The following is a 26,998-nucleotide window of genomic DNA, read 5'->3' on the forward strand; positions in this document are numbered from 1 at the left end:
ATCTGCAAACGATGGACAATCGAGCCAAATCGTTTCATCCTAAATCCGATCCATCAAATGCCGGGACTGAACAACTAGTTCATGACTGGAGCCTTTTTTCATGCAGAAGCAAGTTTTCTTTGACGCCGTGCGCGGACCTCTGTTTGGCGGAGCGCTTGCGGTGCCCCAGGTACAGGGAATGGATGGCATTCTAGACAGAGCGCTTGCCGATCGCACACCGCTGCGGCATCTCACTTACATGCTCGCCACGGCTTTCTGCTGCCCGACGAGATGCGTCGTCTGAAGGCTTTGGAAGACGAGAACAACCGCTTGAAGCGGATCGTTGCCGACCTGACGCTGGATCGCGAAATGCTGCAGGACGTCATCCGCCGAAAGCTCTAAGGCCTGCCCGCAAGCGCAAGCTTATCGACGGGATGCTGGTGGATTGGGGGATATCGATCAGACGGGCCTGCAAGGTCCTGACGTTTGACACCTCGAGCTATCACTACAAATCCCGAAGAACCGGGCAGGCCCCTCTCGAAAGGCGGATTAAGGAAATATGTGAAACGCGTGTGCGGTTCGGATATCGGCGCGTGCATGTCCACTTGCGCCGTGATGGATGGACGATCAACATGAAGAAGACACGTAGGATTTACAGCGAGTTAGGTCTCCAATTGCGCAATAAGCGCCCCAAGCGTCGGGTGAAGGCAAAGCTTCGGGACGACCGCCAGATAGCCGTTGGTCCGAACGATGTATGGGCGATGGATTTCGTTCACGACCAGCTCGCGACAGGTAAGAAATTGCGCATCCTGACCGTTGTGGATACGCATTCTCGCTACTGCCCCGCGACCGACGCACGGTTCACCTATCGCGGTGAGGATGTGGTTCAGACGTTGGAATGTATTTGTAAAGGGGCTGGCTATCCCAAGACGATCAGGGTTGATAACGGCAGCGAATTTATCTCCCGCGACCTCGACCTTTGGGCTTATGCCAACAACGTCACCCTGGACTTCTCTCGGCCTGGAAAACCGACCGATAACGGCTTTATCGAGGCGTTTAACAGCAAGCTGCGAGCAGAGTGCCTGAACGCGCATTGGTTCTTAACCCTTGCGGATTCGCGCGAAAAGTTGGAGACTTGGCGTCGATACTACAATGAGGACCGTCCTCACTCGGCAATCGGATATAACGTCCCGATTGCCATACATAATCCCGGTGGCGCAACCAGCCCGTCATCGTGAAGAAAGCCGGAAAACTCTAACATCCGGCGGTCCAATGTTGGGGCTCAGTGCAGAAAACCCCAGACTCTCCTTAAAACTGAAGGGAAGATGGGTCTCAGGTCAGGCTGATTGTTACATATGAAGGTAGACCACCGTCTGTCGAGGATGGTAGCACACGAATGTCGCGCAACTCCCTTCGAACATCCGAACGCGAGAAAGTCTGCTTCTCGGTGTCTCTGGTGAGAATTATCGTGTAGGGATCATCCCACCGCGGTCCGCCGACTAAGACCGCGAAATGACGGTCATCATCTGCCATGGCGGCGTGATAGAGCCGGGGGTCCCACTCTCCGTAAAGCTCTTCGAAACCTCCGTCGTGATCCATAGCGTCGGCGCTCCGATCTGTCGCTTCTCACATCAGAAGCCAGTTCTAGTTCTCCGTCCCCTTGAATTCGCGCTCGAGAAGCTCCTGAGGTACTTTCACTGCCTTCCAATCGTTACCGTCGAACGTTTGGATGCCGTGTTTGGAGTCGAAGTAGTACAGTACGTCGCCTACCGCTTGCACCTTAAGAGGCGTTGGAATGCTCTTGTTAATGTTCGGGTCAAGGACGGGTTTGAGTGGGGTAAGTATGTGTTCGTCGAACCAGTGCAGAGCATAGTCCGAGGCAATGACCATCCGATCACGGAATTTAGTGATCGAACGCAGGTTCTCATCGTTCCCCTTAAATGAAATGTCTTGAAATCCGTCGCGGGCGTTGCCGACGAGAATCACGCCGTTGTTTCCGACTGCCCAAACGCGATCATTGGTCTCGATTAGAATATCCGAAAGAACTGCCGGCTCAGAATAAAATTTCCCCGAACGCGGCGTAGCCACCATTCGCCATTCATTGCCGTCCCAGTGATGGAGGCGACCTTCGTTAACGCGTGTCTGGCCTTCCTTCGCGGACTCCTCCAAGTCAAGCGCCTCTTCGTAGCGTCCTTCTTTAATCAGTTCACTTCGCCGTTTTTTCTCCTCGTCCGTCAGGCCTCTAGCGGAATTTTCCGGGAAATAGACGACACTCATGTACATATCAGTGCCGGTGTCGCCACGTACCGTGCCGAAAGCGAGGTATTCAAAGCCCTGAGGGGCTGTAGGCAGCTTCTCCTTGTGAAACCATTCGGTCTTTTCTCCGGCGATACGATAGAGTTGGGAATGATAACCAGCTACCAAGATCATATCATCAACGAGGGTCGCTGAGTTAATGTATCCTAACCCGGTCGCATCCTCGGAATACACGCCAGCACCGATAATCTTCATGTGTTGAGAAGCTTTGCCCGGCCAAATTGTATAAACATCCCCTTCGTCACTAACAGCGTGAATGACGGGACGACCTTCGCTATCGAGTTTTCCGGTCAACCCGTCGATCTTGCGAGGGACGTCCGCCCGTGACCAAGGCTGTTCGAAATTCCCCTCATATGTGAGGATGTAAGAGTAGGAATCGTCGCTGTCGTTTTCACTAAATACGGCACAGAAGGTGTCACTGTCGAATGCAATTGCCGCGTCTAGTCTTATTATCTTATCCAATGTGGCCACTCCTCACCTCAGTAACTCCCCGCTTGTAATCTATCTATTACGTCCTTGCCTCCTGGCAACTGCGGAGGCCGAAGAGTCGTTCTACCGGGCTGCTCCTCATTTTCTCCCACTTGGGCCATCGCCGCCAGCTTTGCCATTCTCTTGCACTTTTCCGGTAATTCGGGAACGCGATCTATCGCCTTGTTGACCTCTCCTCTAATTTCACCAAGTGGTGCCGTTCCCTGTGGTCTATAGCGCAGGCCGAGCGCTGAGAGTGCGGGATTAAGGGACTTATGGACTGCGTCATCATCGGTTCGGTGCATCCCGGTCGTGAGACAAATTGCCTGTCCCTCGTTGTAAGTCGGAGAATTCTTGATACGCCCAGCTTTGGAATTCTTTTCAGCCTCATTGGAAGGCGCGTTGCCAATGCGATAGACCATGTCGGGTATGATGTGGTGGGCTTCACCCGGGCAGACCATTTTGACATATTTGTAAGGCCCAACGACACATGGCCATTCGTCCTTGTTCGAAGTGTCGATCCTCACTCCCTCTTTCAGAGCGGTCGCCAACCGTCTCGATCGATCAATCTTCAGATGTTGTTCGAGATATTTCCGTTCCTGTTCGATGTAATTCTCGTCGGGACTGCTGAACGGGTCATTGTAGGCATCGTATATATGTGTCGAAATACGCTGCTTCGTTGCGTCGTACAGAGCTTTTTCCTCTGTACCAAGCGGAGTTATTCCCTCCAGCGCCCTGCTAGCGGCATTGTCCGCCAAAATTGCGGTGTCCAGATCAGGCGTTCCGCCGCTCGTAATGAGCGCCATAGGTGCAGCCACGCTGCCCAATACCCTGCCGAAAATTCCAAGCCTCTGTAAAATCGTGCTGGTCCCCGACGGCGGCGGCGTGGGAATCTTAGGTAGCGAACTGGGTTTCGCAGGATTATCGCGCATCAGTTCTTTAAGAAGCCTTTGGCCTTCCGGCGAGCTCGTGTCCAACGCGACCTCGATTGGCTTTGGCTGCGCTCTCAAAGACCCTCTTATTGGATCATTCTCTTTCGGGGGATCGAAGGTTTGAGTGCCGCGAACGAAAATTGCTTCACCAACCGTGTTACGGCTGTTCATGTGGAAACGATCGAGGTGACGAATGACGTGCGAACCCTCGGCGCGAACCTGATCGGCGTGACCGATAGGTTCACAGATGTCTCCGACCGTCCCCGATATGCGGCCCTTGCGGACGCCTGGCCTATCGCCATGCACATGCGTCGTGCAAGAGCGCATGACCATGGCTTTCTTGCGCGTAAAGCGCACAGACGGTGTGTAATCTTTATCATCACTGCAGAAATCCATGACCGTATACGGGATCGGCACGACAGACGAACCCACCGGGGTCCAGCAGACGTCTGGTGATAAATAAACTATTTTAGCTTCGTCTATGTCCCGAAGCCCTTCACGAGGTTTCTTTGTTGTCCATGGGGCCGGATAGTCCGGTTCACCGGTATAATCGTCGCGAGGGATGCTCATGCCATCTCTCCCTCATTGACCTTGGCAGTCTCGACTTCCGGCGGTATTAACCGGACACGCGTCAAGGTGAGGGTCGTCTCACCTGCATCTGGCAACGGAAATCTCACCCGCCAGGTTAGCAGGACCCGCCCATCGTTACGCCAGTCGAACTGGACACCGTCCAGTTCAAGTACGTGCCAGTCGTCTCGATCCTCGCGAGAGCAATGAACGCCGAGCTTGAGACCAGGCAGCTCGCCTCGGGCGACCAGGTAGTGAGGATGCAAGTTTGACAGCTCATATGCTTCATCGCCCCGAAGATGGGGAGCCGTGATCAGGTCGGGATGTGCGGACTGCCAGAAGCGACGATCGAAATCGCGCGGCAAGAGAGGGTGCCGTTGTTCCACCCAGTCGTCGTCGTAGGTTCCCGCATGTTGTTGTCGCGAACGCCACCACGGCGACACGAGACCCAGCCCCTGAGGCTCCGGCGTTTGCCGCCAGTCCAGCGGCTCATCGGGTGCGGTGATCTGAGGCGCTGGTACGGGCTGGGTGTTGGATGGCATCTCGAGGTTGACGATGCCGCATCCGAGCGGGTTCCTGCGTTCAACGTCAACAGGTGTCTCCGTTTCGATGTCGCCAGTGCCGGGGATCGCTCCACCATAGGCGTTGCGCCAGCAGACGCTGACACTCCTTGCTGGTTCGGGTTCCGTCAGCGTCCAGTCGGCGATGACACGCTTTGGCTCCTTTGCGGAAAACCCGGCCCACTTCTCCTTGATCACGGGCTCCCAGAAGCGTGGCCCGGAAACGTCGATCTCCTTGAACACCAGTCCCAGCTTCAACGAGGCTCGCCAGGACGGCTCAGGCTCTCCCGAAGGAGACCAGGCATGTCCGAGAAACGTGACGTCAGTTCCAGGTTTGTCGGGGGTGAGATCGCTCTGGCGCAAAAGGGCGGTTTGATGCGGATCGCCCTCGTAGGCGTCCTCCCACTGGAAGCTTTCCTGCTCCTCGGCGATCTCAAGCATACCGTCCTGAACATGCGTGAATGTCGCGCGAACGGAGACGACACAATCCAGTTCGCCCTCGGTGTCGAATTGACGAAAGGCCATGGCGGGAAACGGAAGTCGATTATCAAGCTCCACGTGCCAGCCCCTCCATCAGTTCAGATCGATCGGCTTGCCGCGAAGCTGGAAATGATCGGTCGCCACGAAGTTGAAAGTCTTGCCGAGGATGATAACCTCGCCGTTGGACTTCATGATGAACTTGGAATCGCCGCACTCGATGACGAACTCCTCGCCGACCGCGATCTTCTTGAACTTGCCCACGCTTTCCAGCGAGGTCTGCCCAACATTCGTGACCTTGCTGACACCGATCTGTTCGGCATGCGCGACACCCACGCTATCTGACTTGAAGGTGCTGACGATGGTGTTCATGATGCCGGGGAGCGGGAAGAGACCGGAAGCATCGGTGCCCACACCCGTACCTGAGCCTGCAAGCGCCGTTCCTGCGTCAGACCGCGGGCTGGGGCCTGATACCACACCCTCTCGTGACGACATGCCGCCAGCGCCAAGGAAGCCGAGGGCGGACGAAGCGAGTGTCGTGGCGAATGCCGCCACGCCAGGACCACCGCCGCCCGCGATATGAGCGGCCTGCGACAGCAGTCCGGCGGTGTGACCCGATAGGGCTTGCACGCCCGCCATCGCCATCATCGCCATCGGGCCTGTCCCGCCAACGACCGTATTTACCGATCCCCCAATCTCATGCTTCTGGTTGCCCGAGACTTCAACGGCACGGTTGCCGCCAACGGAGGCCACCTCGTGGCGGTCGATGCGCTTCGTGCGGTCGTTCAGCACGCGGGTCGTCTGGTCCTTTTGTGCGTGGAAGAACTGGTTCTCCTTGCCTGCTTCATCCTCAAAGGTGATTTCATTGAAGCCATCGCCCTTGTGCGTGTTGGAGCGCAGGACCATCCGCGTCTTGTTAGCGGGAAGATCGTAGGGCACCGAATTTTTCGGGTTGTTGACGACACCTGTCACCAAAGGTCGATCAGGATCGCCATCCACGAACGCGACCATCACTTCCATGCCGATGCGTGGAATGACCTGCGCACCCCATGTGCCCCCGCCCCATGCCTGACTAACCCTTACCCAGCAGGTATCCGTCCCATCCTTCTTCGCCTTGCGGTCCCAAGGGAACCACAGCTTGATGCGACCATATTGATCTGGGTGGATTTCCTCGCCCTCGGGACCCGCGACGATCGCCACCTGCGTGCCCTCGATCTTTGGGCGCTTGGTCGTGCGGTGCGGGGTGAGGGGCACGCGGGCGGGAATGGCCTCGAAGGCGTTGCGGTATTCCGGCTCGTTGCTGTTGGTCTCGTAAGAGCGATCCACGATGGTATGGCTGGCCCTGATGATGACGTGCTCTTCGTATTCGTGCTCGGGATGGGCTTCCTCATAGGGCGTAAAGCGACGACCGGCTTCGAGAATGCGCGATGTCGAGCCACCGAAAACGCGATCGTGGTCCGCCTCGATCGATTGTGCTCGTAGTTTTTGGGCTCGCTCGGCTTCTTCCACCGTTTTGATACGGGCCGGGTATTCATAAAGCTCTCGCTTGGTCGCGTCCGGCATCTGCACCAGAGACGGTGTCATCGTACCCGGCACCATCGAGGGCGTTTCGAAATTCCAGTCGGCGCCCGCGCGCTGGCCGGGCACATAGGAAAAGCGACGTGCCCAGTCATTGATGTGGTTGCGATCCGATGATCCCTGTGCCAATCTCACTCTGCCTTCGCCTTGAGCGGAATGCGATGGCCCAAGCCATCCATTGGCGGTATCGGCCACATGCAGCTTGTGAGAGCCGTCCTCGTGGCTGAACCAGTAAAAAAGTCCATCTTCCTCTAAACGTCTGAGAAGATACGACAAATCGTCTTCGTTATATTGCACGCTGTAGATTTGCGCAGGTGGTGGTGAAAGGATGCCTGACGTATCCGGTGCTGGAATGCCGTGCTCGGAAAACAAGGTTTCAACGATATCGATCGATGTCTTGTTCTGCCAGATGCGGCAATCCGAGCGGCGGGACAGAAGCCACATCTGCGGACGAATGGTCATGGCATAGGACCGCAAGCCACGTGTGATGGGTGGCCCCTCATGCAGGTCGGTCACGAGGCCGTTGAAGGGTCGGCGCACGCCACCATCGTCTTCACCCTGCTGAACCTCGACCGAGACATCGACCAGACGACCGATCAGTTCCTCTGGCTTCACCGCTTCCTTCTTGGCGCGAACATTCAACTGTATCTCGAAGAGTTGCGAAACGCCCTCGTTGATGACCATCCGTTCCGGCAGCAACTGGTCTTCGCCGAGCGGCGACTTGACCTTCAAAACACGGCTGGCCTGGATGAAATCGGACGACGAAGGCTGGTCGGTCATGGGGAACCCCGGTGATCGGATGAGACAAAATATCAATCAGCTGTCAAAATCTGGTCGGAATGCAATCAATCATTGTGGCAAAAGCAAGGATTCTACGAAAATAAGGCGCAGACAGCTTGTCCATCGCGGACATGACATTTGCACCGTCGCGAAATCAGCGTGAGCTCAACGATAAGGTCTTCGGATAAACGTCGCTGATCGGGCACTCGTGCCCTAGCAGGATGACGGAACTTTTAATCGAAATACGGGAGCGTCACCAGAAGCAATGAGGGCTACATATGACCATCGAAAACAACCCGAGAATTATCAAAGTTACCGGCACAGTATCGTCGGCGAATTCCACCCCGGCGTCACCAACGACCATGTTTGGGGAATTTGGCGAAAACCCACGTTCGAGGAGCTTGTGCAGGCGTGGCCGTCGAAAACACCTGTGCCCGATGGAGCGGAATGGTGGTAACTGACGATCGAAGAACTCAGACGGGCTGGGCGGGCGGCGAGCCAAAAGAGAGTATAACAACAGCCGCAGACGACGCCACCGTAGTGTCGGCCGAGAACCGGGGAACATCGGCAAACACGTTGCGTTCAGCGTCTAAACTCCCGCACCAAGGCCAAAGCAGATCAGGATTATGAGGTGTGAGGCATACGGAAGAGGTGTTATCCATTGAAGATGGTAACAGTGCGAGCCCACCGTTTCTCAGTGATGGCCAGCTCGCGGAGATATCGCTGTCGCTCCCCAGAAATTCAGACCTCACGGCAAAGGCTGAGATATTGAACGGGAGTCGAAAGATAACGCTTCATGACCATTCGCTCTGGCGAAGTAGCGCTCGTGATCTTGGCGGCAATCCCATCCTTAGCCTTTTGCGAAGATGCCCCGAAAACTGTGCTGGACACGGAAGCGACCGATGGCCTGTCGGTAACGTGACGCCGCTTGTGGCTCCCGTCCCCAAACCGCGTCCAGACGACAGCAAGCTGGCAGACAGCATTGATTCCGGTGAACAGGGCGGCTAACAGAATCAATGGCGGATAAAACTCGTGAGACCAAGCCGCTTGACTTAGCCTATCATTACAGTTGCGTATTTTTATGACTTCTGAATCTATAGGTCTCGAAGGTTCGGAGGTCATGGATGATGGGTGCATCGATCGAGACAACGTTAGAACTTTGGGCATCGTCGCTGCGTGATGTTAAAGTGCGTATGCGCGGATATCGATCGAGCCTTGTACTTGCCAAAGAGTTGGACCAGCGATCCGGCAAGGCGTGCCGCCGCTCATGTTCCTGAAGCTGTAGCCTTCGCTACCAAGCCTGCCCTTGCTGTCGATATGATCCGGCGAGCGCTGACAGCCAAAGTGCCGTTTTCATGGGTGGCAGCAGACGCTGTGTATGGCGTCGGAGACGTCGAAGGGGCGCTACGCCGAGCCTGCAAAGGTTACGTTCTTGGGGTTAAATCTGACCATCATTTTGGCGCTTGGTCAGGTAAGCCTTTCGTCGCAGGAACCGCTCTTGAGATTGCCCGTGATCTCGATCCGGCTGCATGGCAGCGCCTTTCCGCCGGTGATGGCACAAAAGGCGCCCGGCTTCATGACTGGGCCTACTGCGAACGAGCCGATCTCGATGCTGACGAATACAGTGAGACGCAAACCGGGCTTTGGACGCGTGGCTTGTTGATCCGGCGCAATATCCAGTAATAGTGATCTCGCATTCTTCACGACCTGGTGCCCGGCCGGAACAGGCATTCAGACGCTCGTATCCGTCGAAGGTCACCGTTGGGCGATCGAAGATAGCTTCGAGACAGCCAAGAACGAACTCGGCCTCGATCATAACGAGACCCGCTCGTGGCATGGCTGGCATCGCCATGTCTCGCTCGTCATGCTCGCCTTCGCAATGATGGCTGTCATCCGATATCGCGCCAATAATGCGGCACCCCGAAAAAGACCGAGGATGCCGACCATCAGGATCTGATCCGCTGGTCCATCCAAGAGGTCAGACGCCTTGCAAACAAGCTTGCTCAGCGGCGTATAAAGCCCGCCTATATCATCGCATGGTCACGTTGGCGACGAGCGCACCAAGCTGCCGCACGACCCGCTCATTTGAACTAAAAATGCAACTGTAAGGCTAACAAGCCGTCCAGGAAAAGGTTCGCTGATGCGGCAACGCGCTCCTGCGTAAACAATCCGCGCATACGCACTTTAACGTCACGCAGCGACGATGCCCAAAGTTCTAACGCTGTCTCGATCGATGCACCCATCATCCATGACCTCCGAACCTTCGAGACCTATAGATTCAGAAGTCATAAAAATACGCAACTGTAATGATAGGCCCAATCGACATTCACCGTAGCCATAGCATGATGGCTGCGAGATGGATGAAGCCTTTGAAGTGGATGGTTGTGCGTTCGTAGCGGGTGGCAAATCGTCTGAAGTGCTTGAGCCGATTGAAGCAGCGTTCGATGCGGTTACGATGCTTTTAGACGAAGGGATCGTGAGGAATGAGTGCCTTACGGGTACGGTTGGACGGGATGACCGCTTCTGCGCCCATGTCTTTGATCGTTGCCCGCAGGGCATTGCTATCGTAGCCGGTTCGGCAAGATAGGTCGAATTCGGACTGGATTTCTCGTAGAAAAATGTGAACCAACTGCTACGAAAAAAAATAGATGCCCGAAAACCGACGGCAAATCGCCTCAAACGAGGCTAGAAAAGTCGCATGTTATTTGACCTTCCAGACCATGACACACTCTATGCAGCTCTACTCGCCCGGAATGAATGTTTCGATGGGCAGGCCTTCGTATGTGTTTCATCAACCGGCGTTTTTTGCCGTCTGACATGCCCCGCGCGCAAGCCGAAGCGCGAGAATTGTACGTTCTATCCCACGATCGGGGAGTGTGTTGAGGCTGGCTTTCGCCCCTGCAAGCGTTGCCACCCTCTCCAGGCAGCCGCACTTGCCGATCCTGCGATTACAGCCCTCCTGCACGCTTTGGACACGCGGCCGGATCTCCGTTGGTCTGAAGACCATTTGATCAGGCTCGGTTATGACCCCTCAACCGTTCGGCGAAGCTTTAGGCGGCAATTCGGAATGACATTCCTAGAGATGGCGCGTCAACGGCGACTCCGCGAAGGGTTCGAGACGTTGGCTGTCGGCGGGAAAGTCGTTATGGCTCAACACGAAGCGAGCTTTGAATCGGCCAGTGCGTTTCGCGCCGCATTTGCTCGTCTTCTCGGCCAGTCTCCATCTGAGTTGCGACCGGATAAGCTGCTGCGGGCAACATGGATACCGACGCCACTGGGCGATATGATCTCCGTCAGTAGCCGAAGCCATCTTCATCTTCTTGAATTCGTGGATCGAAAGGGCCTTCCTGGGGAGCTGAAAAAGCTACAAAAGGACTGTAGGGAGGGTATAGGCATCGGCATCATGCCTCCCTCAGAGCAGGCTACGGCAGAACTCATCGAGTATTTCGCTGCCCGTTCCGACAGGTTTCTGACGCCACTTGCAGTGCCCGCCAGCCCCTTTACTCAACGAGTATGGGATGCCTTGCGCGAAATTCCTGCTGGCGAAACCCGAAGCTACTCTGAAATTGCCCGCCAGATCGGACGCCCTACGGCAACTAGGGCCGTGGCACGCGCCAATGGTGCCAATCAAATCGCGCTGATGATTCCTTGCCATAGAGTCATCGGAGCAGATGGGTCTCTGACTGGATATGGCGGTGGCCTTTGGCGCAAACAGCGGCTTATCGAAATCGAACGCCAGCTCAGATCAGTAAATAAGGAACACATTGCGTGACATCTCAAATCGAAAATGCCCAGTTTTTCCGAAGCCTACATACGCCTCAATCCCCTCTGTTCCTGTACAATGTCTGGGATGCCGGTAGCTCAAAGGCCGTGGAGCGAGCTGGTGCGAAAGCTGTTGCGACCAGTAGTTGGTCCATGGCTGCCGCCCAAGGTTACGAAGATGGCGAACAGTTTCCCCTAGAGGATATGCTAGCAGCCGTCGCAAGAATTGCAAAATCGGTGAACGTGCCGGTCACCGTTGACTTCGAGGGTGGGTATGCTGCCAATCCTGAAACTGTCCGACGAAATGTTCACAAATTATTGGAAATCGGCATTGTCGGCTTCAATTTTGAAGACCAGATCGTGGATGGCCCCGGTCTCTACAGTGTTGAGGATCAAGTCTGTCGGATACGAGCGGCTCGCCATGCGGCCGATTCTATGGGTGTTCCAGCATTTATAAATGCCCGGACGGACGTCTTTTTGAAGGCCGATCCGGCAACCGCACACGACGGTCTCATGGCGGAAGCGCTTATACGCGAAAAGGCATATGCGTCGGCCGGCGCTGACGGCTTCTTCGTGCCTGGATTGACTGATGATACGTTGATCCGCCAAGTCTGTGACGTGGCAACTCTGCCGGTCAATATCATGACGACGAGCACTCGAGAATTTGGCAAGTTAGTCAAGTCAGGTGTCAGCCGTATCAGCTTAGGACCGGTACCATATATCGCTCTGATGTCTGCGCTCGAAAAAAGAAGCGAAACGGCCCACGTAGTTTGAACGGATGCACTGAGCAGTAGAGCATATCTGTGACCCTTTCAATGTTCTGGAGACGTCATGCTCGAAGGAGCTGCTTCGCGCCAGAGCGGTCAATGTCAACCAAGCTGTCCTCTAAACCCACGTAGAAGACGAAAAGAACTCTAGACCAGACGCGTCCAAGGTCGACGGCTCATTCGGCTTCGGTGCGGCGGTGAAGCCTGCATGGTTTGAGAGGAACACTCTTCACGGCCGTTGTCTTGGTCAACGTGGGGAAAGGTCCTGGCTACATCGGCAAGGCTCACTGCCGCAAACCTTTTGCGCAAAAGCTCCTCCGCCTCATTTAAGACGTCCTTGACCGCTTGCTCGATAGGACAACCAGGCATGTCGAAGGCTGGTCCGACCGCAAATATGGAAGGCTCCCCGACAGCGCGATGAATGTCGAGAAGGGTGAGTTCCTCAAGAGGACGAGCCAGGCTGACAGCGAGGAAGTTGGCCGAGCAAGGAAATTAGCGCGACGCGCCCTGGAGCGAATTTCACCACGTCACGGCCATTTCAGACCTCCCATGGATCGATGTGGTACTTGATTATGGGGAAGCTGCCGATCAGTTGCTAGTTGGCAACGGTGTGATGATATTGGGTTATGCAAGGTAATCTGATGGCTTCAAAATCATGGACCATCGCGCCGTACCGTGACCAAATCAGAATCATCGGCGGGGGCTGGTACTGAAAGGTTTTTTTATGAAGCGCGTTCTCAAGCTTGTTGGTGTACTCGGGCTCCTTGCCTCTTCCGCACATGCAGCCGATATGGTCACTCCGACTGAGCCAGTTGTTGCATCCAACCCTGGTGGGTTCTATCTGGGTTCGCTCAGCAGCGTGTCGTTCATGGACGACACCGGCTTTGGCTTTGCTGGTACAGGTGTCAGCACGGATTACGACACCGGCTTCTACAGTGCATTGCGTGCAGGTTACAGCTTCGGCTCTTACGGCATCGTCTCTCCACGCCTGGAACTGGAAGTCGGTTATGGCACAGCTGACGTGAATGAACACACCATTGGTGGCGTCAACTTCGGCGGTTCGTCCTTTGGTGAAGCGCGCGCGATCCAGGGTTATGTCAACGGCTATCTCGACATCAACACATCGACGGCCTTCACGCCCTACCTCGGCGGCGGCGTTGGTGCTATGAATCTCGAATTGCACCGCCAAGGCGTCAGTGGCATTGCCATGGACGATGACGACACGAAGTTCGCCTACCACCTCGACGCAGGCGTTGGTATCAAGCTGGATACGATCTCTTTCTTCAGAGACAGCGCGTTGTTCAGCAACACGACGTTCGATATCGGTTACCGTTACACAGCGGCTGACAACTTCAACTTTACGGCGACGGACGGCAGCACGTCCAACACCGATTTCAGCAGCCATGCGATCACCGCAGGCTTCAGACGCCAGTTTTAACAACCGGCGTCTAGCCCAAACCCAACCAAGGTTTTGGGCCGGGCAGGGCATCCGTGGAAAAATGAGGGCTCGTGGCAATGCCGCGAGCCCTCAATCGTTTAATCGATGTCGCAATCCGGCTGCAGCAGAGCGGTGGGTTGGGAAAAGCATAACGCCCTCGGAGACCATCCGGGGGCGTTTTTGTTGAGTGCTACCTGGCGTGTCTGCCAGATGTTTGACAGCCTCAGTGCACGTTTAAAACATGTGCGTGATTGCTGGCCAGCAGAAACGACTCGCGCGCTTTTTCGATGTCGCATTTGCCTTCGATCGCTTCCAGGCAGTTGCGACGTGCCTCTTCATATTCGGCGCCGTGATCGTTGGGCCAGCGATACATGAGTATATCGAGCGCGATCAGCGGACTGTAGATTTCCAGGGCTGCGCAGAGCGGCAGATGGATCGCCACCGGTTTGACCCAGCGAGCGTGATGGCATGGTTCCGTTCTATGGATGAGCATTGGGATCCTCCTCCCGTCGTCCGGCTCGGAAACACCAGATTCACGAATTAGTTCCCGCTCACGTAAAATGTGAACGATCCAGGGGTTCCCTTTTCGGCAGATGAATGGAATATGAACAACTTAATGAACTGAAGATGAACGAAAATACGAATCAAGCGTTTACCGCTCACGATGTAGGAGATCCGATCATGTTCAATATGTCTGGAATTCAGGAAAGCTTCTTTGGTGACCGTCTGGCCGGCGTCGGCCAAGCTATCACGTCTGCACTGGCATTCGAGTCTGGTCTCGAGAAGTCCAGCATCATGGCGACCGTCGACAACGACGTCATCTATCTGGAAGGTACGGCTGACTCCGTCGAGGCAATCGATATCGCTATCAACCTTGCGTCATCCATTACGAACTGCCGTATCCTGAGCCACATCGAGCCTTGCTACTGATGTGAGCATGCTACCGGGCGGTTGCCGCCCGGTCTTCGGCTGCTACTGAGCGTTGCCGATCTGCTTGCTGAGCACGGTATCGCCGCGCTTGATATCCAACTTTTCTGCTGCACCGCCATTCAGCTCCAGAACGTAGCGCACGGCGCCGTTTGAGCTGATGATCGCTTCCGAATGTGGAACCGCGTTCGGGTGGATGTGCTCAATCTTTCCCTCTTTCGAGATGAACAGCATGTCGAGTGGAATGAGCGTGTTGCGCATCCACATCGTGACATCGCGGTCTTTTCCAAAATCGAACAGCATGCCGTTCGTCGGCGCCATCGTCTTTCGATACATCAGTCCCTGTTGGCGCTGACCGTCCGTCGTCGCGAGCTCAACGGTGAACGGATGCGTCTTCCCCTCTGCGGTCTGGATCGTCAGTTGCTCGGATGGAAAGGTTTCTGCCGCCGCCGCGGGTAGCGCAGCCACAACGCAAAACGTGAGCGCAGCGAGGGCGCTCACGATGGACTTCGGCAACAATGTCGCGATCATCAGTGCGCCATGCCTATCGGTGCCGGATTGTCGGGGTGAATTTCAGCCGCCATCAAACCCTTGTCACCATCGCCAAAGCGCACGAGAACCACTTGACCGGGACGAAGCTCGGCGAGGCCGAAGCGGCGCAGCGTCTCCATGTGGATAAAGATGTCTTCTGTGCCTTCGCCACGGCTCAAAAAACCGAAACCCTTGGTACGATTGAACCATTTGACGATCGCACGCTCCAGCCCGCTGGATGGGGTGACCTGAACATGGGTCCGCACAGGCGGCATTTGCGACGGGTGAATTGCCGTGGACTGATCCATGGAGAGAATCCGGAATGTCTGGTAACCGCGATCCCGGCGCTGGATGAGCGCTACGATGCGCGTGCCTTCCAGAATTGTCTGGTAACCGTCGCGCCGCAGGCAGGAAACGTGTACAAGCACATCCTGCATGCCATTATCCGGCACGATGAAGCCAAACCCCTTGGCGACATCAAACCACTTCACGACCCCGGTGATCTCGATGAGGTCTACCGCATCACTCGAAAAGTCTTCGAATTCCGCTATATTTTTCGACGACATTCTTTCAGCCATTTCGCCCCAGCCCCTCTACGCATACACCACTACCGGTCAACTGATTCCCTAACGGTAGATTAACATCTTGGTAACGGTTTCGCGCAAGCCCTAGTTTTTGATTTATCCACCTGCTTTTATGTCTTTGGGCTTGCTCAAGGCTGACTTACCTGCCGTAACGGCAAGTTTAGAAATCAAAGGAGAAGTACATGCGATATCTGCACACGATGGTTCGTGTAAAAGACCTCGAAAAATCCCTGGAATTTTACTGTCATCTTTTCGAGCTTGTCGAGGTTCGCCGGATCGAGAATGATAAAGGCCGCTTCACGCTGGTGTTTCTTGCTGCCAAAGACGATGTTGCCGCCGCACGCGATAACAAGGCGCCGTGCCTGGAGCTCACCTATAATTGGGATGCAGAGGATTATACCGGCGGGCGCAATTTCGGCCATCTGGCCTATGAGGTGGATGATATCTACGAGACCTGCGCGAAGCTTCAAGCCGGTGGCGTAACGATCAACCGCCCGCCGCGGGACGGTCATATGGCGTTCGTGCGCTCTCCGGATGGCATCTCCATCGAAATATTGCAAAAAGGCGCAAGCCTTGCACCAGCCGAGCCGTGGATATCCATGGAGAATACTGGCTCTTGGTAAGGTGATTCCACGACCTGTGGATTGTCATATCTCCGCATGAGCGTTGCCAGATGAGCATTTCGTCCCTAAACCTACGAGGTGCTCATCGCTTTGAGGGAACGCTGCGCGACAGCGCCGGTCTGTTTGAAACGCATCTGCGGAGGCCTGGCCTTGAACATCGTAAACGGCAGTTCGGCATATAAGGCTCAACGCTGCCTGGCTGCCGCTTTTCTTTTGGCACTTACCGGCTGCGTTTCGGCGGTATCGGAAGACAAGGATGCGTCGGTGGGCGTGGCGCCAGCCGTTGCCGCAGCTCCCCCCGGCGCACCCACGACGGAACAGGCTCAGCTCGCTGCAAATCAACACGCTGTTCCCGGTTATGTGGACCCGGCCATGGTTTCCGGCAACGGAGCCCAGGCGCCGTCGCCTGTTGCAGCCACTGCGCAGGCGCCGGGCACGCCCCAGGTTTATGGGCAAGCGCCACAGATGTCTGGCCTTGCGACACAGCCGACCGGTATTTCTGCGAGCTCACTGAGCATCTATGCGAGCTCCGCTTCCCCTGTGATACCCGCAGCAGGCTCTTCAACAGAAAACATTCCAGCCTACTCGGCGTCGCCCAAAGTCGCGCCGGCTTTCAACAGCGTCTATTCGACACCTGAGGGCGCGCAGCCGCCGCAGGCCGGTCCGGCTCCCGTGCCACAAGAAAACTCCGCAGTCGCGCCGATGCCCAATACCGCACCGAAGATGGCTGCGCAAACCGAACCTGTCAGCGGCAAGCTTCCCGCCGATCCGTCAGGTGTGCCGATTGCAGCGTTTTTTGCCAGCGCCGCCAACAAGCGTAGTGTAGGCACGTCCGAGGGCCTCACCCAGATCGCTGCCTTGCCTGCGCCTGCTCAAGCCGGTATCGCATTGGCCGGTCGCTCGACGATGAGTGATGCATTCGACGATAGCCATGCCGAGGACGACGACAAGCCTGCTGGCCTGATGAAGCTTGCCTCGCTTTCCGGTCTCAGCCGCGTGGCGCCCAACGGGCTGCTCCTCCAAACGGAACAGGTCAATGTCGGCTGCTTCAAACCCGAGATGATCCGTCGCATCAAGGAAGTGGAAGCCCATTACGGGCGGCGTGCAATGGTCACGTCCGGTTACCGTTCGCCAAAAGCAACGACCCAAGGGTCAAAGCACTATACGTGCGATGCGGCGGACATTCAGGTCACCGGCGTTTCCAAATGGGAGTTGGCCAATTATCTTCGCTCCATTCCAGATCGTGGTGGCGTTGGCACCTATTGCCATACCGAATCCGTTCACATGGATTTGGGGGAGCCGCGTGACTGGAACTGGCGTTGCCGCCGTACGTCCAAAAGCCTCTGATCTCGCGTCGACTCCCAAAAAGTTTTCTGCCTTATGATCGGCATGGACATTCGACGACACGACACAAAATGTCGGCTTTCCGAGTGTGTCCGGGTGTCAGCGGCGAACGACAGGCAGGCATGTCACCGTGATTTCACGGCGTCTCAGCCGTCGTGCTGTTGTTCTCGACGTCATCAAACTATAGATGCGACTTGGGCTCATCTGCCGATAAACAACGTCGCGCCACGGATCTGCGTTGCATATCTCGATTATAGAAGAGAGCATGAGGGTTTTTCATTGAAAAGTGGTGAGAGGCGTGGGACTCGAACCCACGACCCGCGCATTAAAAGTGCGCTGCTCTACCAGCTGAGCTAGCCTCTCTCACCATTCTCATGACACGCATTTCGACGCCTTATCGGCAGAATTGCGCCCGTTCCAATTGGCGGCGAAGCGCCCGTCGGAAGTGGGCGGAACATAGGGAGGGGCAGGTCTGCGGTCAACCCATAAAAACCGGAATATTCCGCGTCACCGCGTTTTTTTGTCACGGGCGCAAAAAGGTGATTGGTCGTAAGGGGTTGGCGGGGTTACAAGCACGTGGAAATGTAGCGGAGCTTCTCCTTGTCCATCGCCGATATCTCCCTGTTTACAGCGCTTCTGGCCGGCGCACTTTCGTTTTTGTCGCCCTGCGTGTTGCCGCTGGTGCCGCCTTACCTCTGTTATATGGCTGGTATCTCAGTGGAGCAGTTTCGCGATGAGCGTTACGAAGCGAAGCCGCAGATGCGAAAAGCCGTCATGCTGGCGGCGCTATTTTTTACACTCGGATTCGCCACCGTGTTCGTGGCGCTCGGGGCGGGTGCGTCAAGTATCGGCATGGTGCTACGGCAAAACCTCGATGTTCTGGCCAAGATCGGTGGCTTCATCATCATTGTGATGGGCCTGAATTTTCTCGGCGTTTTTCGCATTGGCCTGTTTTCTCGTGAGGCGCGGTTTCAGGGCGGCGGTAAGCCTGCAACGCTTTCTGGCGCCTATATCATGGGCCTTGCTTTCGCGTTCGGCTGGACGCCCTGCATCGGGCCGGTCCTGGGAGCGATCCTGGGTGTCGCGGCAGCGAAGGATACGGTTGGTGATGGGGCGATGCTGCTTGCCGTGTATTCGGCGGGCCTTGCCATTCCGTTCTGGATCGCCGCTGCCTTTTCCGGAAACTTCATGCGGTTTCTTGTGCGCTTTCGCCGGCATCTTGGTGTCGTTGAAAAAGCGATGGGCGTGTTTCTCGTTCTGACCGGCATAGCGTTCATGTCGGGTTTCATCACCAATGTGGCGATCTGGTTTCAGGAAAGCTTTCCAATCCTGATGCAAATCGGCTAAATCCGCTCGGGTATTATCGACGGCGAGGGGAGCCATGGCCGACATCGCCGGATTGCTATTTCCTTTTTTCGGGTTGATCTTCATCGGCTATGTGGCCGGGCGGGTGACGAAACAGCCCGCCGAAGCTCTTGGTTGGCTGAACACATTCATCATCTACGCTGCCTTGCCTGCGCTGTTTTTCAAACTGGTTGCGAAAACCCCGATCGATCAACTGGCACGTATGGATTTTGTGGGCCTCAGTCTTCTGGGGACCTACAGCATCTTCGCTCTGCTGTTTGTGATCGGCTATGTCATCCGTCGCAACAGTCTGGCTGATTCCACCATTCAGAGCTTCGCGGGAAGTTACGGCAACATCGGCTATATGGGGCCGGGACTGGCGCTGCTCGCCTTCGGTGACCGTGCGGCGGTGCCGGTGGCGTTGATCGTCTGTCTGGAAAACGCCACGCACTTCATCACCGCTCCCGCGCTCATGGCATTGGCCGGTGGGGACAAGCGTTCACCGCTGAAACTGGCGGGTGATGTGACGAAGAAGGTGCTGACGCATCCCTTTATTCTGTCGGTCATCGGTGGTTTTCTGGTGGCCTTGATGTCTTGGCAACCGCCGCAGCCGGTTCAGCAACTGGTGGATTATCTGGCGCAATCAGCTGCACCCTGTGCACTTTTTTCCATGGGCGTCACGCTGGCGCTGCGGCCATTGAAGCGCGTACCCGTCGAGATCAGCTATATCGTTCCAGCCAAGCTCATTCTGCACCCGCTGCTGGCCTATATCATTCTATCGTCATTCGGCTCGTTCGATCCGGTGTGGATATCGACGGCCGTCCTGCTTGCGGCGCTGCCAACGGCAACCAATGTTTTCGTCATTGGCCAGCAATATGAGGTCTGGCAGGAGCGCGCATCTGCGACCATTCTGATTTCGACCGTGCTTTCGGTTTTCTCTGTCTCGCTGGTGCTTTATGTCATTCGCGCCATGAGCCTCTGAGGCTGCCGGCAAGAAGCGAGGGCAGTGCTTTCAGTCCACGCCCCGGCTCGATGCCCTCGCGCATGACGAGACTGCGCAAGGGAGCCACGCTCGACAAGACATGGAGGCCTGCGGCACGCGCTACCTGCATCGGCAGGAACCCGGAAAGAAGCGAGCGGTTGAGAAGATCCACGCTCAGGGTGCGGCTGACGACATCGGCACGGCGGCGGCGGTCGAATTTTGCACCGGCATCTGAAGGGATTGGCCCACCCGTCAGCGTGCCCAAGAGCTCCGTCAGAACGATCACGTCACGCAGGCTCAAATTCAGACCCTGCGCCCCGATGGGAGGGAAGCCGTGGCCCGCTTCGCCGATCAGCGCCACGCGCCCCTTGCCGAAGCGGTTTGCCGTCATGCTGGACAGCGGCCACGTCTGCACATTGTCCTCGACGGTCACGGAGCCCAGCATCGACTGCATGCGTTTCTCCACGCGCAGGCTCAGCTCTTCCAGCGAGAGGGTCGACAGTGTCTCCGCCTCCTCCGGCTTCACAACCCACACGAGGCTGGAACGGCTCCCTGTGAGTGGTACCTGGGTGAAAGGCCCAGTTGGTGTGTGAAACTCGGTCGAAACATTTCCGTGTGGGCGGGTATGCGAGAAATTCAGGACCATGGCCGTCTGTGGATAAGACCATGAACGGACACCGATGCCGGCAACCTCCCGCACTCTCGACTTGCGTCCATCGGCGCCAATCAGGAAACTTGCCGCGATTTGCTCGCCCTGATCAGGGGTGATGGTTACACCGTGCTCGCCGATCTCAATCGTCTCGGCGACGCCATCGATGAGGGTGATGTTGTTTTCCTCGGACACCGCCGCGCCGAGCACCGTGAGCAGCGCTTCATTCGGCATGTTCCAGCCAAAAGAGGCAAGGCCAATTTCCGACGAGCGGAAGGCAACGGTTGGCGCCCGCAGAAGCCGGTCGGTGCCATCGATGATCTGCATGGTGGAGAGCTTGGCTGCCGAAGGCTCAATTTGAGACCACAGGCCTAAACGGTCGAGAAAGCGGATGGACTGATCCATCAACGCCGTGGTGCGTTTGTCCAATTTGTCGGTTTTCGGCGCGATCAACGCGACGGTGCGGCCTGAGCGCGCGAGGGCGATGGCGGCGATCTGGCCGGCAAGGCCCGCGCCCACAATAGCGATCTCGACGTTTTTCATCGTTCAATTCCTATTCACGCAAAGGGCCACTTCGCAAACATAGGCGTTTGGCTCCGTCAAATCCAGAAGGCAGATGTGTCTCAGGGGCCATGATCCTGATGCAAAATCAATATTAGTCCGAGGATAAGCCGTGGGGAATGGTTGCAAACAGTGGTGAATGGTCGCATACGGGAAGGGACGTAGCGGATGAAAAGCGAGGCGCCTGCGCTGATTATGAAGATATTCAACTACAGGCGCGTGCCCTATGCCGAGATAAGGGCCTTTTCGGTCCATATTCTCACCGCCTCCGGTTCCTTTCTGGCCTTTCTGGGTGTCGTGGCTGCGGCGGAACATCGCTTTGTCGATATGTTCTGGTGGCTGGGTCTGGCTCTAGCCGTCGATGGTATCGATGGACCAATTGCCCGTAAAGTGCGGGTGAAGGAGGTCCTGCCAAACTGGTCAGGCGATACGCTCGATAATATTATCGATTACGTCACCTACGTGCTGTTACCAGCCTTTGCGCTCTATCAGAGTGGTATGATTGGCGAGCCGTGGTCATTCGCGGCCGCAGGCATGATCGTCGTTTCCAGTGCGATCTACTACGCCGATATGGGCATGAAGACTGATGAGTATTTCTTTTCCGGCTTCCCCGTCGTGTGGAACATGGTGGTTTTTACGCTCTTCGTGATCGACGCAAGCGCAACCACAGCGATGATTATCGTGACGATATCCGTGATCATGACGTTCCTGCCGATCAACTTCCTGCATCCTGTCCGGGTCAAGCGCCTGCGACCGCTGAATATGGCCATATTTCTGGTGTGGTGCGTCTTGAGCGGATATGCGCTTTTGCTGCACTTCTCCTCACCGGATTGGGTCGTTGCAGGCGTCGTCATCACGGGACTTTATCTTTATTGCATCGGAGGCTTCATGCAGCTTTTCCCGTCTCTCGGTGGCCGTTAACTTCAGTCGTTCAAAACCTTCGTCTGGACGCTTTTTAGAGTTGTGCACAGCATCAAAACCGGTATCTAGTACCAATTAAGGGCACTGCCCAATTTTAGTGCATGATGATCAGTCCAGTCGTTCAACACTTCAAAGAAAGTGCGAGGGTGGGTTGGAAAAGGGGAACAGGTGACGGAATCGGTGACGTCTGGGGTTTTGCCTCTCTTGTCCGTTCGCCAGCTGACCAAGCTGTTTGGAACGTTCGCCGCATGCGATTCTATCGATCTCGATATTGTGCCCGGTGAAATTCACGCGCTTCTGGGTGAGAATGGCGCGGGCAAATCCACGCTGGTGAAGATGCTGTTCGGTGTGCTGGAGCCATCGGCAGGCGAGATCGTCTGGAAGGATGAGGCGGTTCGCATCGGGTCTCCGGGCGAGGCGCGCCGACTCGGCATCGGCATGGTGTTCCAGCACTTCTCCCTGTTTGAGGCGCTGACGGTCGCCGAAAACATCGCGTTGTCGCTGGATCCTAAAATTTCACTGAAGGAAATTGCCCGCGAGGCGGAAGCGCTATCCAGGGCCTATGGTCTGCCGCTCGACCCTTACGCCCATGTCGCCGATCTTTCGGTGGGAGAGCGTCAGCGTATCGAGATCGTGCGCGCGCTGCTGCAAAATCCGCGATTGATCATTCTGGACGAACCGACCTCCGTTTTGACGCCACAGGAGGCGGATCGCCTGTTCGAAACGCTGGCGAAGCTGAAGGCCGAGGGGCGTTCTGTTCTTTATATCAGTCACCGGCTGGAAGAGGTGCAGCGCATTTGCGACCGCGCGACCGTGCTGCGCCACGGCAAGGTGACGGGTTCCTGCGATCCGCGCAAGGAAACGCCGTCGTCGTTGGCGCGGATGATGGTGGGCGCGGATGTGGCGAGCATTCAGCGTGCTGATGATGGCGTCATTGGTGACGTGGCTGTCGAGATCGCTGGCCTCTCAGTCTCAGCCCGCACGCCGTTCGCCGTTTCCCTCAAAGATATTACGATGAAAGTCCGCTCCGGCGAGGTTCTCGCCATCGCCGGGGTTGCCGGAAATGGGCAGGGCGAGCTGTTCGATGCTCTCTCGGGTGAATATCCTGTGGCCCACAACGAAGCGATTTTCCTGCGCGGAAAGCCGGTGGGGCGCACTAATATCAATGGCCGTCGATTGCTGGGGGCCGGTTTTGTGCCCGAAGAACGCCATGGCCATGCGGCTGTGCCAACCATGACGCTGTCGGACAATCTGCTTCTGGCTCGCTGTCGTTCCGACCAGAAAGCGTTCCTCAGCGGTGGATTTCTGAAGGTCATCCGCAGTTCCACCATCAAAAATGCGGCCAAGCGCATTTCTACCTCCATGGACGTGCGTAAAAGCGGTGATGATCCGCTGGCCGGTTCTCTGTCGGGCGGTAATCTGCAAAAATTTATCGTCGGGCGTGAGCTTGATCGCCAGCCATCGGTTCTCGTCGTCAACCAGCCGACATGGGGTGTGGATGCCGGGGCCGCAAGCCGCATTCGCCAGGCGCTGGTCGATCTCGCCAAGGCCGGTTCGGCTGTTATCGTTATCAGTCAGGATCTGGATGAAATCTTCGAAGTGGCCTCCAGCATATCCGTCATTTCCGACGGGCGTTTGTCGCAATCCTATCCGGCTGGTGAAATGACACGCGAAAAGATCGGGCTTTTGATGGGCGGTGTTCACGCAGGACATGCGGAGGCTCGCGCCCATGCGGATTGAACTCGAAAAACGCACCGGCGTTTCCAACCTCTTCGCCATGTTGTCGCCTCTCCTGGCGCTTGCGCTGACGCTGGTTTTCGGCGCCATCATGTTTGCGCTTCTGGGGAAGAACCCTTTCAGCGCGCTCTACAGCTTCTTCATTGATCCGCTTCTGGAAGTCTGGTCGCTGCATGAGCTGGCGATCAAGGCCGCACCGCTGATCCTGATCGCGGTCGGCCTGTCGATCTGCTATCGCTCGAACAACTGGAATATCGGGGCCGAAGGGCAGTTCACCATCGGCGCCATCACTGGTTCCATCCTGCCGGTTCTCTACCCCCAGTGGCAGTCGCCAATGATCCTGCCGCTGATGCTTGTCATGGGTGCTGTCGGTGGTGCGCTATATGCTGGCATTCCCGCGCTCTTGAAGACACGTTTCAACACCAATGAAATTCTGACCAGCCTGATGCTCGTCTATGTCGCCCAGCTGCTTCTCGACTGGCTGACGCGGGGCATCTGGCGTGATCCGGCGGGCTATAATTTCCCGCAGACAACGGCCTTCAACGAAAGCACCGTGCTGCCGGAAATTCTCGAGTCTGGCCGCGCCCACTGGGGCATCGTTTTCGCTATTATCGCTGCCATCGTACTGTGGTTCATGATGCGTTTCATGCTCAAGGGGTTTCAAGTGACCGTGCTTGGCCAGTCGCCAAGGGCAGGGCGGTTTGCCGGCTTTTCCTCGCGTGGCATGGTGTGGTTTTCGTTGCTTCTGTCTGGCGCGCTGGCGGGGCTTGCGGGTATTTCCGAAGTTTCCGGCTCGATCGGGCATTTGCAGCCATCCATTTCGCCCGGCTACGGGTTCACCGCCATCATCGTCGCATTTCTGGGGCGCCTCAATCCGCTGGGCATCATCGCCTCCGGTTTCGTGCTGGCGCTGACCTATCTCGGCGGCGAGGCGGCACAGCTTTCCATTGGTGTGTCCGACAAGGTCACGCGTGTCTTCCAGGGGCTCATGCTGTTCTTCGTTTTGTCCTGCGATACGTTGATCATCTACAGGATCCGCATCCGTTTCGGGCGTGGTAGCAACTCCGAAGGAGCCGCATGATGGATATGTTTCAGGCGATCCTTCTGACCGTCATCACCGCGGCCACACCTCTGGTCATCGCTGCACTGGGCGAGCTGGTGACGGAGCGTGCCGGGGTGCTGAACCTCGGTGTCGAGGGCATGATGATCATGGGTGCGGTCTGCGCCTTTGCCGCCGCCCATTTGACCGGCTCGCCCTATCTCGGGATTGTCGCCGGCATCGCATCCGGTGCCGTCTTCTCGCTGCTGTTCGGTTTCCTGACACTGACGCTGGTCACGAACCAGGTGGCGACTGGGCTGGCGCTGACGCTGCTGGGCCTTGGTGTCTCCGGTATGCTGGGTGAAACCTTTGTCGGCCTTCCGGGCGTGAAGCTGCCGCCTATTGTCTTTCCTGGTCTGTCGGACATTCCGGTCATCGGACCGGCGCTGTTCCGGCAGGATCTGATTTTCTACATGTCGATCGCGCTCGTCATCGGCATCGGCTGGTTTCTGTTCAAAAGCCGCACAGGCCTGAAAATCCGCGCCATCGGCGACAATCATGGCTCGGCCCATGCGCTTGGCATCAACGTCATCCGCACGCGTTACCTTGCCGTCATGTTCGGCGGTGCCTGCGCGGGCCTGGCCGGGGCGCAGCTTTCGTTGGTCTACACGCCGCAATGGGTGGAAAACATGTCTGCCGGACGTGGCTGGATTGCACTGGCGCTGGTGGTGTTTGCCTCATGGCGGCCATGGCGGGTTCTGGCGGGTGGATATCTTTTCGGGGCTGTCACCATCGGACAGTTGCACGCGCAGGCGCTTGGCATCGGTGTGCCGTCCCAACTTCTTTCAGCAATGCCTTACATAGCGACTATTGTGGTCCTCATCATCATCTCTCATAATCGTCGCACAACGCTGATCAACACACCGGCATCGCTCGGCAAACCGTTCGTACCGGATCGCTAAAAAAACAGGTTCAAAGACTAACCAAGCAGGGGTAAACATGAAGAAACTCATCATCGCACTGGCGGCATCCGCCGCCGCAATCGTCGGCGCGGTTCCCGTAGCTCAAGCCGCAGACGCCAAGAAGGTCTGCTTCGTTTATGTCGGCACCAAGACCGATGGCGGCTGGACGCAGGCGCACGACATCGGCCGTCAGGAACTGCAGAAGCATTTCGGTGACAAGATCGAAACGCCGTTCCTCGAAAGCGTTCCCGAGGGACCAGATGCCGAGCGCGCCATCGAGCGTATGGCCCGTTCCGGCTGCGAACTGATTTTCACGACATCGTTCGGCTTCATGGATGCGACCGTCAAGGTCGCCCAGAAGTTCCCGAAGGTGAAGTTCGAACACGCAACCGGCTTCAAGTCGGCTGAAAATCTCGGCACCTATAATTCGCGTTTCTATGAAGGCCGTTACATTCAGGGCCAGATCGCAGCCAAGATGTCGCAGAAGGGCGTCGCGGGCTACATCGCGTCCTTTCCTATCCCTGAAGTCGTGATGGGCATCGACGCCTTCGTTCTGGGCGCTCAGTCGGTCAATCCCGAGTTCAAGGTCAAGGTTGTCTGGGCCAATACATGGTTCGACCCCGGCAAGGAAGCCGATGCTGCCAAGGCACTGATCGACCAGGGCGTCGATATTCTGACACAGCACACCGACACCACCGCACCGATGCAGGTTGCTGCGGAGCGTGGCATCAAGGCCTTCGGTCAGGCGTCGGACATGATCAAGGCTGGTCCGAGCACGCAGATGACGGCGATCGTCGATACCTGGGGCGCTTACTACATCAAGCGCACACAGGCGCTTCTGGACGGCACATGGAAGTCGGAGTCGGTCTGGGACGGCCTGAAAGACGGCATCCTGACCATGGCACCTTACACCAACATGCCCGACGACGTGAAGAAAATGGCTGAGGAAACCGAAGCCAAGATCAAATCTGGCGAGCTTCACCCCTTCACCGGTCCGATCAAGAAGCAGGACGGCTCCGAGTGGCTGAAGGCTGGCGAAAAGGCTGAAGACAAGGTTCTCCTCGGCCTCAACTTCTACGTCGCAGGCGTGGACGACAAGCTGCCGCAGTAAGCTGTTCGATTGCTCTCGATCGTCATCCTCGGGCTTGTCCCAAGGATCCGACACGTATC

26 protein-coding genes, 1 tRNA gene and 3 pseudogenes are annotated in these 26,998 nt (G+C 56.6%); 17 read left to right on the top strand and 13 right to left on the bottom strand.

What is annotated here, in order from left to right:
- Positions 1-100: 100 nt before the first annotated feature.
- Both EKM04_RS03385 and EKM04_RS03390 read left to right on the top strand, forming a co-directional pair.
- On the top strand, positions 101-283 hold the full coding sequence (locus EKM04_RS03385) for a hypothetical protein (RefSeq protein WP_183897183.1): 183 nt from the start codon (positions 101-103) through the stop codon (positions 281-283).
- Positions 259-1,217 (top strand): annotated as a pseudogene (locus EKM04_RS03390) (IS3 family transposase); the annotation flags it as partial. The gene EKM04_RS03385 and the pseudogene EKM04_RS03390, both read left to right, overlap by 25 nt.
- A gap of 94 nt (positions 1,218-1,311) precedes the next feature.
- Here the strand turns inward: EKM04_RS03390 and EKM04_RS03395 are convergent.
- Genes EKM04_RS03395 through tssI form a run of 5 tightly spaced genes read right to left on the bottom strand, consistent with a single transcriptional unit; the run spans position 1,312 to position 7,657 of the window.
- Positions 1,312-1,578: a hypothetical protein gene (locus EKM04_RS03395; RefSeq protein WP_234911003.1), complete on the bottom strand. Its 267-nt coding sequence runs from the start codon at positions 1,576-1,578 to the stop codon at positions 1,312-1,314.
- Positions 1,579-1,623: 45 nt separating this feature from the next.
- Positions 1,624-2,757, bottom strand: coding sequence for a hypothetical protein (locus EKM04_RS03400; protein ID WP_210290157.1), 1,134 nt, complete (start codon positions 2,755-2,757; stop codon positions 1,624-1,626).
- A gap of 17 nt (positions 2,758-2,774) precedes the next feature.
- Entirely contained in the window at positions 2,775-4,265 is a 1,491-nt protein-coding gene (locus EKM04_RS03405; protein WP_183897184.1) for a DUF4150 domain-containing protein, read from the bottom strand.
- Complete coding sequence (locus tag EKM04_RS03410) at positions 4,262-5,380, bottom strand: DUF2169 family type VI secretion system accessory protein (protein WP_183897185.1); 1,119 nt, start codon at positions 5,378-5,380, stop codon at positions 4,262-4,264. Before EKM04_RS03410 ends, EKM04_RS03405 begins: the two co-directional genes overlap by 4 nt.
- A 15-nt stretch (positions 5,381-5,395) precedes the next feature.
- Positions 5,396-7,657, bottom strand: coding sequence for a type VI secretion system tip protein TssI/VgrG (tssI, locus tag EKM04_RS03415; RefSeq protein WP_183897186.1), 2,262 nt, complete (start codon positions 7,655-7,657; stop codon positions 5,396-5,398).
- 796 nt (positions 7,658-8,453) lie between these two features.
- Here tssI and EKM04_RS22880 point away from each other — a divergent pair.
- A complete protein-coding gene (locus EKM04_RS22880; RefSeq protein WP_268842318.1) occupies positions 8,454-8,579 on the top strand; it encodes a hypothetical protein in 126 nt (41 codons plus the stop codon).
- Between the two features lie 275 nt (positions 8,580-8,854).
- A pseudogene (locus EKM04_RS03420) lies at positions 8,855-9,614 on the top strand (IS701 family transposase); the annotation flags it as partial.
- A gap of 145 nt (positions 9,615-9,759) precedes the next feature.
- Here the strand turns inward: EKM04_RS03420 and EKM04_RS03425 are convergent.
- A pseudogene (locus EKM04_RS03425) lies at positions 9,760-9,903 on the bottom strand (IS701 family transposase); the annotation flags it as partial.
- A gap of 80 nt (positions 9,904-9,983) precedes the next feature.
- Positions 9,984-10,103, bottom strand: a complete 120-nt coding sequence (locus EKM04_RS03430; protein WP_183897266.1) for a transposase — start codon at positions 10,101-10,103, stop codon at positions 9,984-9,986.
- 252 nt (positions 10,104-10,355) lie between these two features.
- On the opposite strand from EKM04_RS03430, the gene EKM04_RS03435 reads away from it, so the two are divergent.
- Both EKM04_RS03435 and EKM04_RS03440 read left to right on the top strand, forming a co-directional pair.
- The gene (locus EKM04_RS03435) at positions 10,356-11,429 is read left to right on the top strand and encodes a bifunctional transcriptional activator/DNA repair enzyme AdaA (RefSeq protein WP_183897187.1); all 1,074 of its coding nucleotides are present in this window, start codon (positions 10,356-10,358) and stop codon (positions 11,427-11,429) included.
- Positions 11,426-12,193, top strand: a complete 768-nt coding sequence (locus EKM04_RS03440; RefSeq protein ID WP_183897188.1) for an isocitrate lyase/PEP mutase family protein — start codon at positions 11,426-11,428, stop codon at positions 12,191-12,193. The genes EKM04_RS03435 and EKM04_RS03440 overlap by 4 nt, the downstream gene beginning before the upstream one ends.
- A 140-nt stretch (positions 12,194-12,333) precedes the next feature.
- Here EKM04_RS03440 and EKM04_RS23005 read toward each other — a convergent pair whose 3' ends face one another.
- Positions 12,334-12,645: a hypothetical protein gene (locus tag EKM04_RS23005; RefSeq protein WP_350310106.1), complete on the bottom strand. Its 312-nt coding sequence runs from the start codon at positions 12,643-12,645 to the stop codon at positions 12,334-12,336.
- Positions 12,646-12,910: 265 nt separating this feature from the next.
- Here EKM04_RS23005 and EKM04_RS03445 point away from each other — a divergent pair, with 265 nt between their 5' ends.
- Positions 12,911-13,624 carry an outer membrane protein gene (locus EKM04_RS03445; protein WP_174153319.1) on the top strand — a complete coding sequence of 238 codons (714 nt, stop codon included), beginning with the start codon at positions 12,911-12,913 and terminating at the stop codon, positions 13,622-13,624.
- A 223-nt stretch (positions 13,625-13,847) separates the two neighbouring features.
- Here EKM04_RS03445 and EKM04_RS03450 read toward each other — a convergent pair whose 3' ends face one another.
- Positions 13,848-14,117, bottom strand: coding sequence for a DUF982 domain-containing protein (locus tag EKM04_RS03450; RefSeq protein WP_174153363.1), 270 nt, complete (start codon positions 14,115-14,117; stop codon positions 13,848-13,850).
- Between the two features lie 188 nt (positions 14,118-14,305).
- Here EKM04_RS03450 and EKM04_RS03455 point away from each other — a divergent pair, with 188 nt between their 5' ends.
- Positions 14,306-14,554: a BON domain-containing protein gene (locus tag EKM04_RS03455; RefSeq protein WP_174153318.1), complete on the top strand. Its 249-nt coding sequence runs from the start codon at positions 14,306-14,308 to the stop codon at positions 14,552-14,554.
- Between the two features lie 42 nt (positions 14,555-14,596).
- Here EKM04_RS03455 and EKM04_RS03460 read toward each other — a convergent pair whose 3' ends face one another.
- Positions 14,597-15,082: a DUF192 domain-containing protein gene (locus EKM04_RS03460; RefSeq protein ID WP_183897189.1), complete on the bottom strand. Its 486-nt coding sequence runs from the start codon at positions 15,080-15,082 to the stop codon at positions 14,597-14,599.
- Entirely contained in the window at positions 15,082-15,660 is a 579-nt protein-coding gene (locus tag EKM04_RS03465; protein WP_174153316.1) for a cold-shock protein, read from the bottom strand. Before EKM04_RS03465 ends, EKM04_RS03460 begins: the two co-directional genes overlap by 1 nt.
- Positions 15,661-15,848: 188 nt before the next feature.
- Between EKM04_RS03465 and EKM04_RS03470 the strand changes: the two genes are divergently transcribed.
- Both EKM04_RS03470 and EKM04_RS03475 read left to right on the top strand, forming a co-directional pair.
- Positions 15,849-16,289, top strand: coding sequence for a VOC family protein (locus EKM04_RS03470; RefSeq protein ID WP_183897190.1), 441 nt, complete (start codon positions 15,849-15,851; stop codon positions 16,287-16,289).
- Between the two features lie 150 nt (positions 16,290-16,439).
- Positions 16,440-17,636, top strand: a complete 1,197-nt coding sequence (locus tag EKM04_RS03475; RefSeq protein WP_183897191.1) for a YcbK family protein — start codon at positions 16,440-16,442, stop codon at positions 17,634-17,636.
- Positions 17,637-17,920: 284 nt separating this feature from the next.
- On the opposite strand, the gene EKM04_RS03480 is transcribed toward EKM04_RS03475, so the two are convergent.
- Positions 17,921-17,996, bottom strand: a tRNA-Lys gene (locus EKM04_RS03480).
- Positions 17,997-18,233: 237 nt separating this feature from the next.
- Between EKM04_RS03480 and EKM04_RS03485 the strand changes: the two genes are divergently transcribed.
- Together EKM04_RS03485 and EKM04_RS03490 are read left to right on the top strand one after the other, a co-directional pair.
- Entirely contained in the window at positions 18,234-18,980 is a 747-nt protein-coding gene (locus EKM04_RS03485) for a cytochrome c biogenesis CcdA family protein (RefSeq protein WP_183897192.1), read from the top strand.
- A gap of 34 nt (positions 18,981-19,014) precedes the next feature.
- Positions 19,015-19,959, top strand: coding sequence for an AEC family transporter (locus EKM04_RS03490; protein WP_183897193.1), 945 nt, complete (start codon positions 19,015-19,017; stop codon positions 19,957-19,959).
- Here EKM04_RS03490 and EKM04_RS03495 read toward each other — a convergent pair.
- Positions 19,937-21,151 (bottom strand): UbiH/UbiF family hydroxylase, encoded by a 1,215-nt coding sequence (locus EKM04_RS03495; RefSeq protein WP_183897194.1) that lies wholly within the window; start codon positions 21,149-21,151, stop codon positions 19,937-19,939. The genes EKM04_RS03490 and EKM04_RS03495 overlap by 23 nt on opposite strands.
- 213 nt (positions 21,152-21,364) lie before the next feature.
- On the opposite strand from EKM04_RS03495, the gene pcsA reads away from it, so the two are divergent.
- The 5 genes from pcsA to EKM04_RS03520 all read left to right on the top strand — a co-directional run bounded on the left by pcsA (position 21,365) and on the right by EKM04_RS03520 (position 26,939).
- On the top strand, positions 21,365-22,090 hold the full coding sequence (gene pcsA / locus EKM04_RS03500; RefSeq protein WP_183897267.1) for a phosphatidylcholine synthase: 726 nt from the start codon (positions 21,365-21,367) through the stop codon (positions 22,088-22,090).
- Between the two features lie 168 nt (positions 22,091-22,258).
- Positions 22,259-23,830 carry an ABC transporter ATP-binding protein gene (locus tag EKM04_RS03505; protein WP_252094038.1) on the top strand — a complete coding sequence of 524 codons (1,572 nt, stop codon included), beginning with the start codon at positions 22,259-22,261 and terminating at the stop codon, positions 23,828-23,830.
- Positions 23,820-24,908, top strand: coding sequence for an ABC transporter permease (locus tag EKM04_RS03510; protein ID WP_183897195.1), 1,089 nt, complete (start codon positions 23,820-23,822; stop codon positions 24,906-24,908). Before EKM04_RS03505 ends, EKM04_RS03510 begins: the two co-directional genes overlap by 11 nt.
- Positions 24,908-25,828, top strand: a complete 921-nt coding sequence (locus EKM04_RS03515) for an ABC transporter permease (protein ID WP_183897196.1) — start codon at positions 24,908-24,910, stop codon at positions 25,826-25,828. Before EKM04_RS03510 ends, EKM04_RS03515 begins: the two co-directional genes overlap by 1 nt.
- A 37-nt stretch (positions 25,829-25,865) precedes the next feature.
- Entirely contained in the window at positions 25,866-26,939 is a 1,074-nt protein-coding gene (locus tag EKM04_RS03520) for a BMP family ABC transporter substrate-binding protein (RefSeq protein WP_174153308.1), read from the top strand.
- Positions 26,940-26,998: the final 59 nt, after the last annotated feature.

Origin of the sequence: Rhizobium skierniewicense Ch11 (assembly GCF_023757665.1) — a bacterium.
Classification (GTDB): Bacteria; Pseudomonadota; Alphaproteobacteria; order Rhizobiales; family Rhizobiaceae; genus Agrobacterium; species Agrobacterium skierniewicense.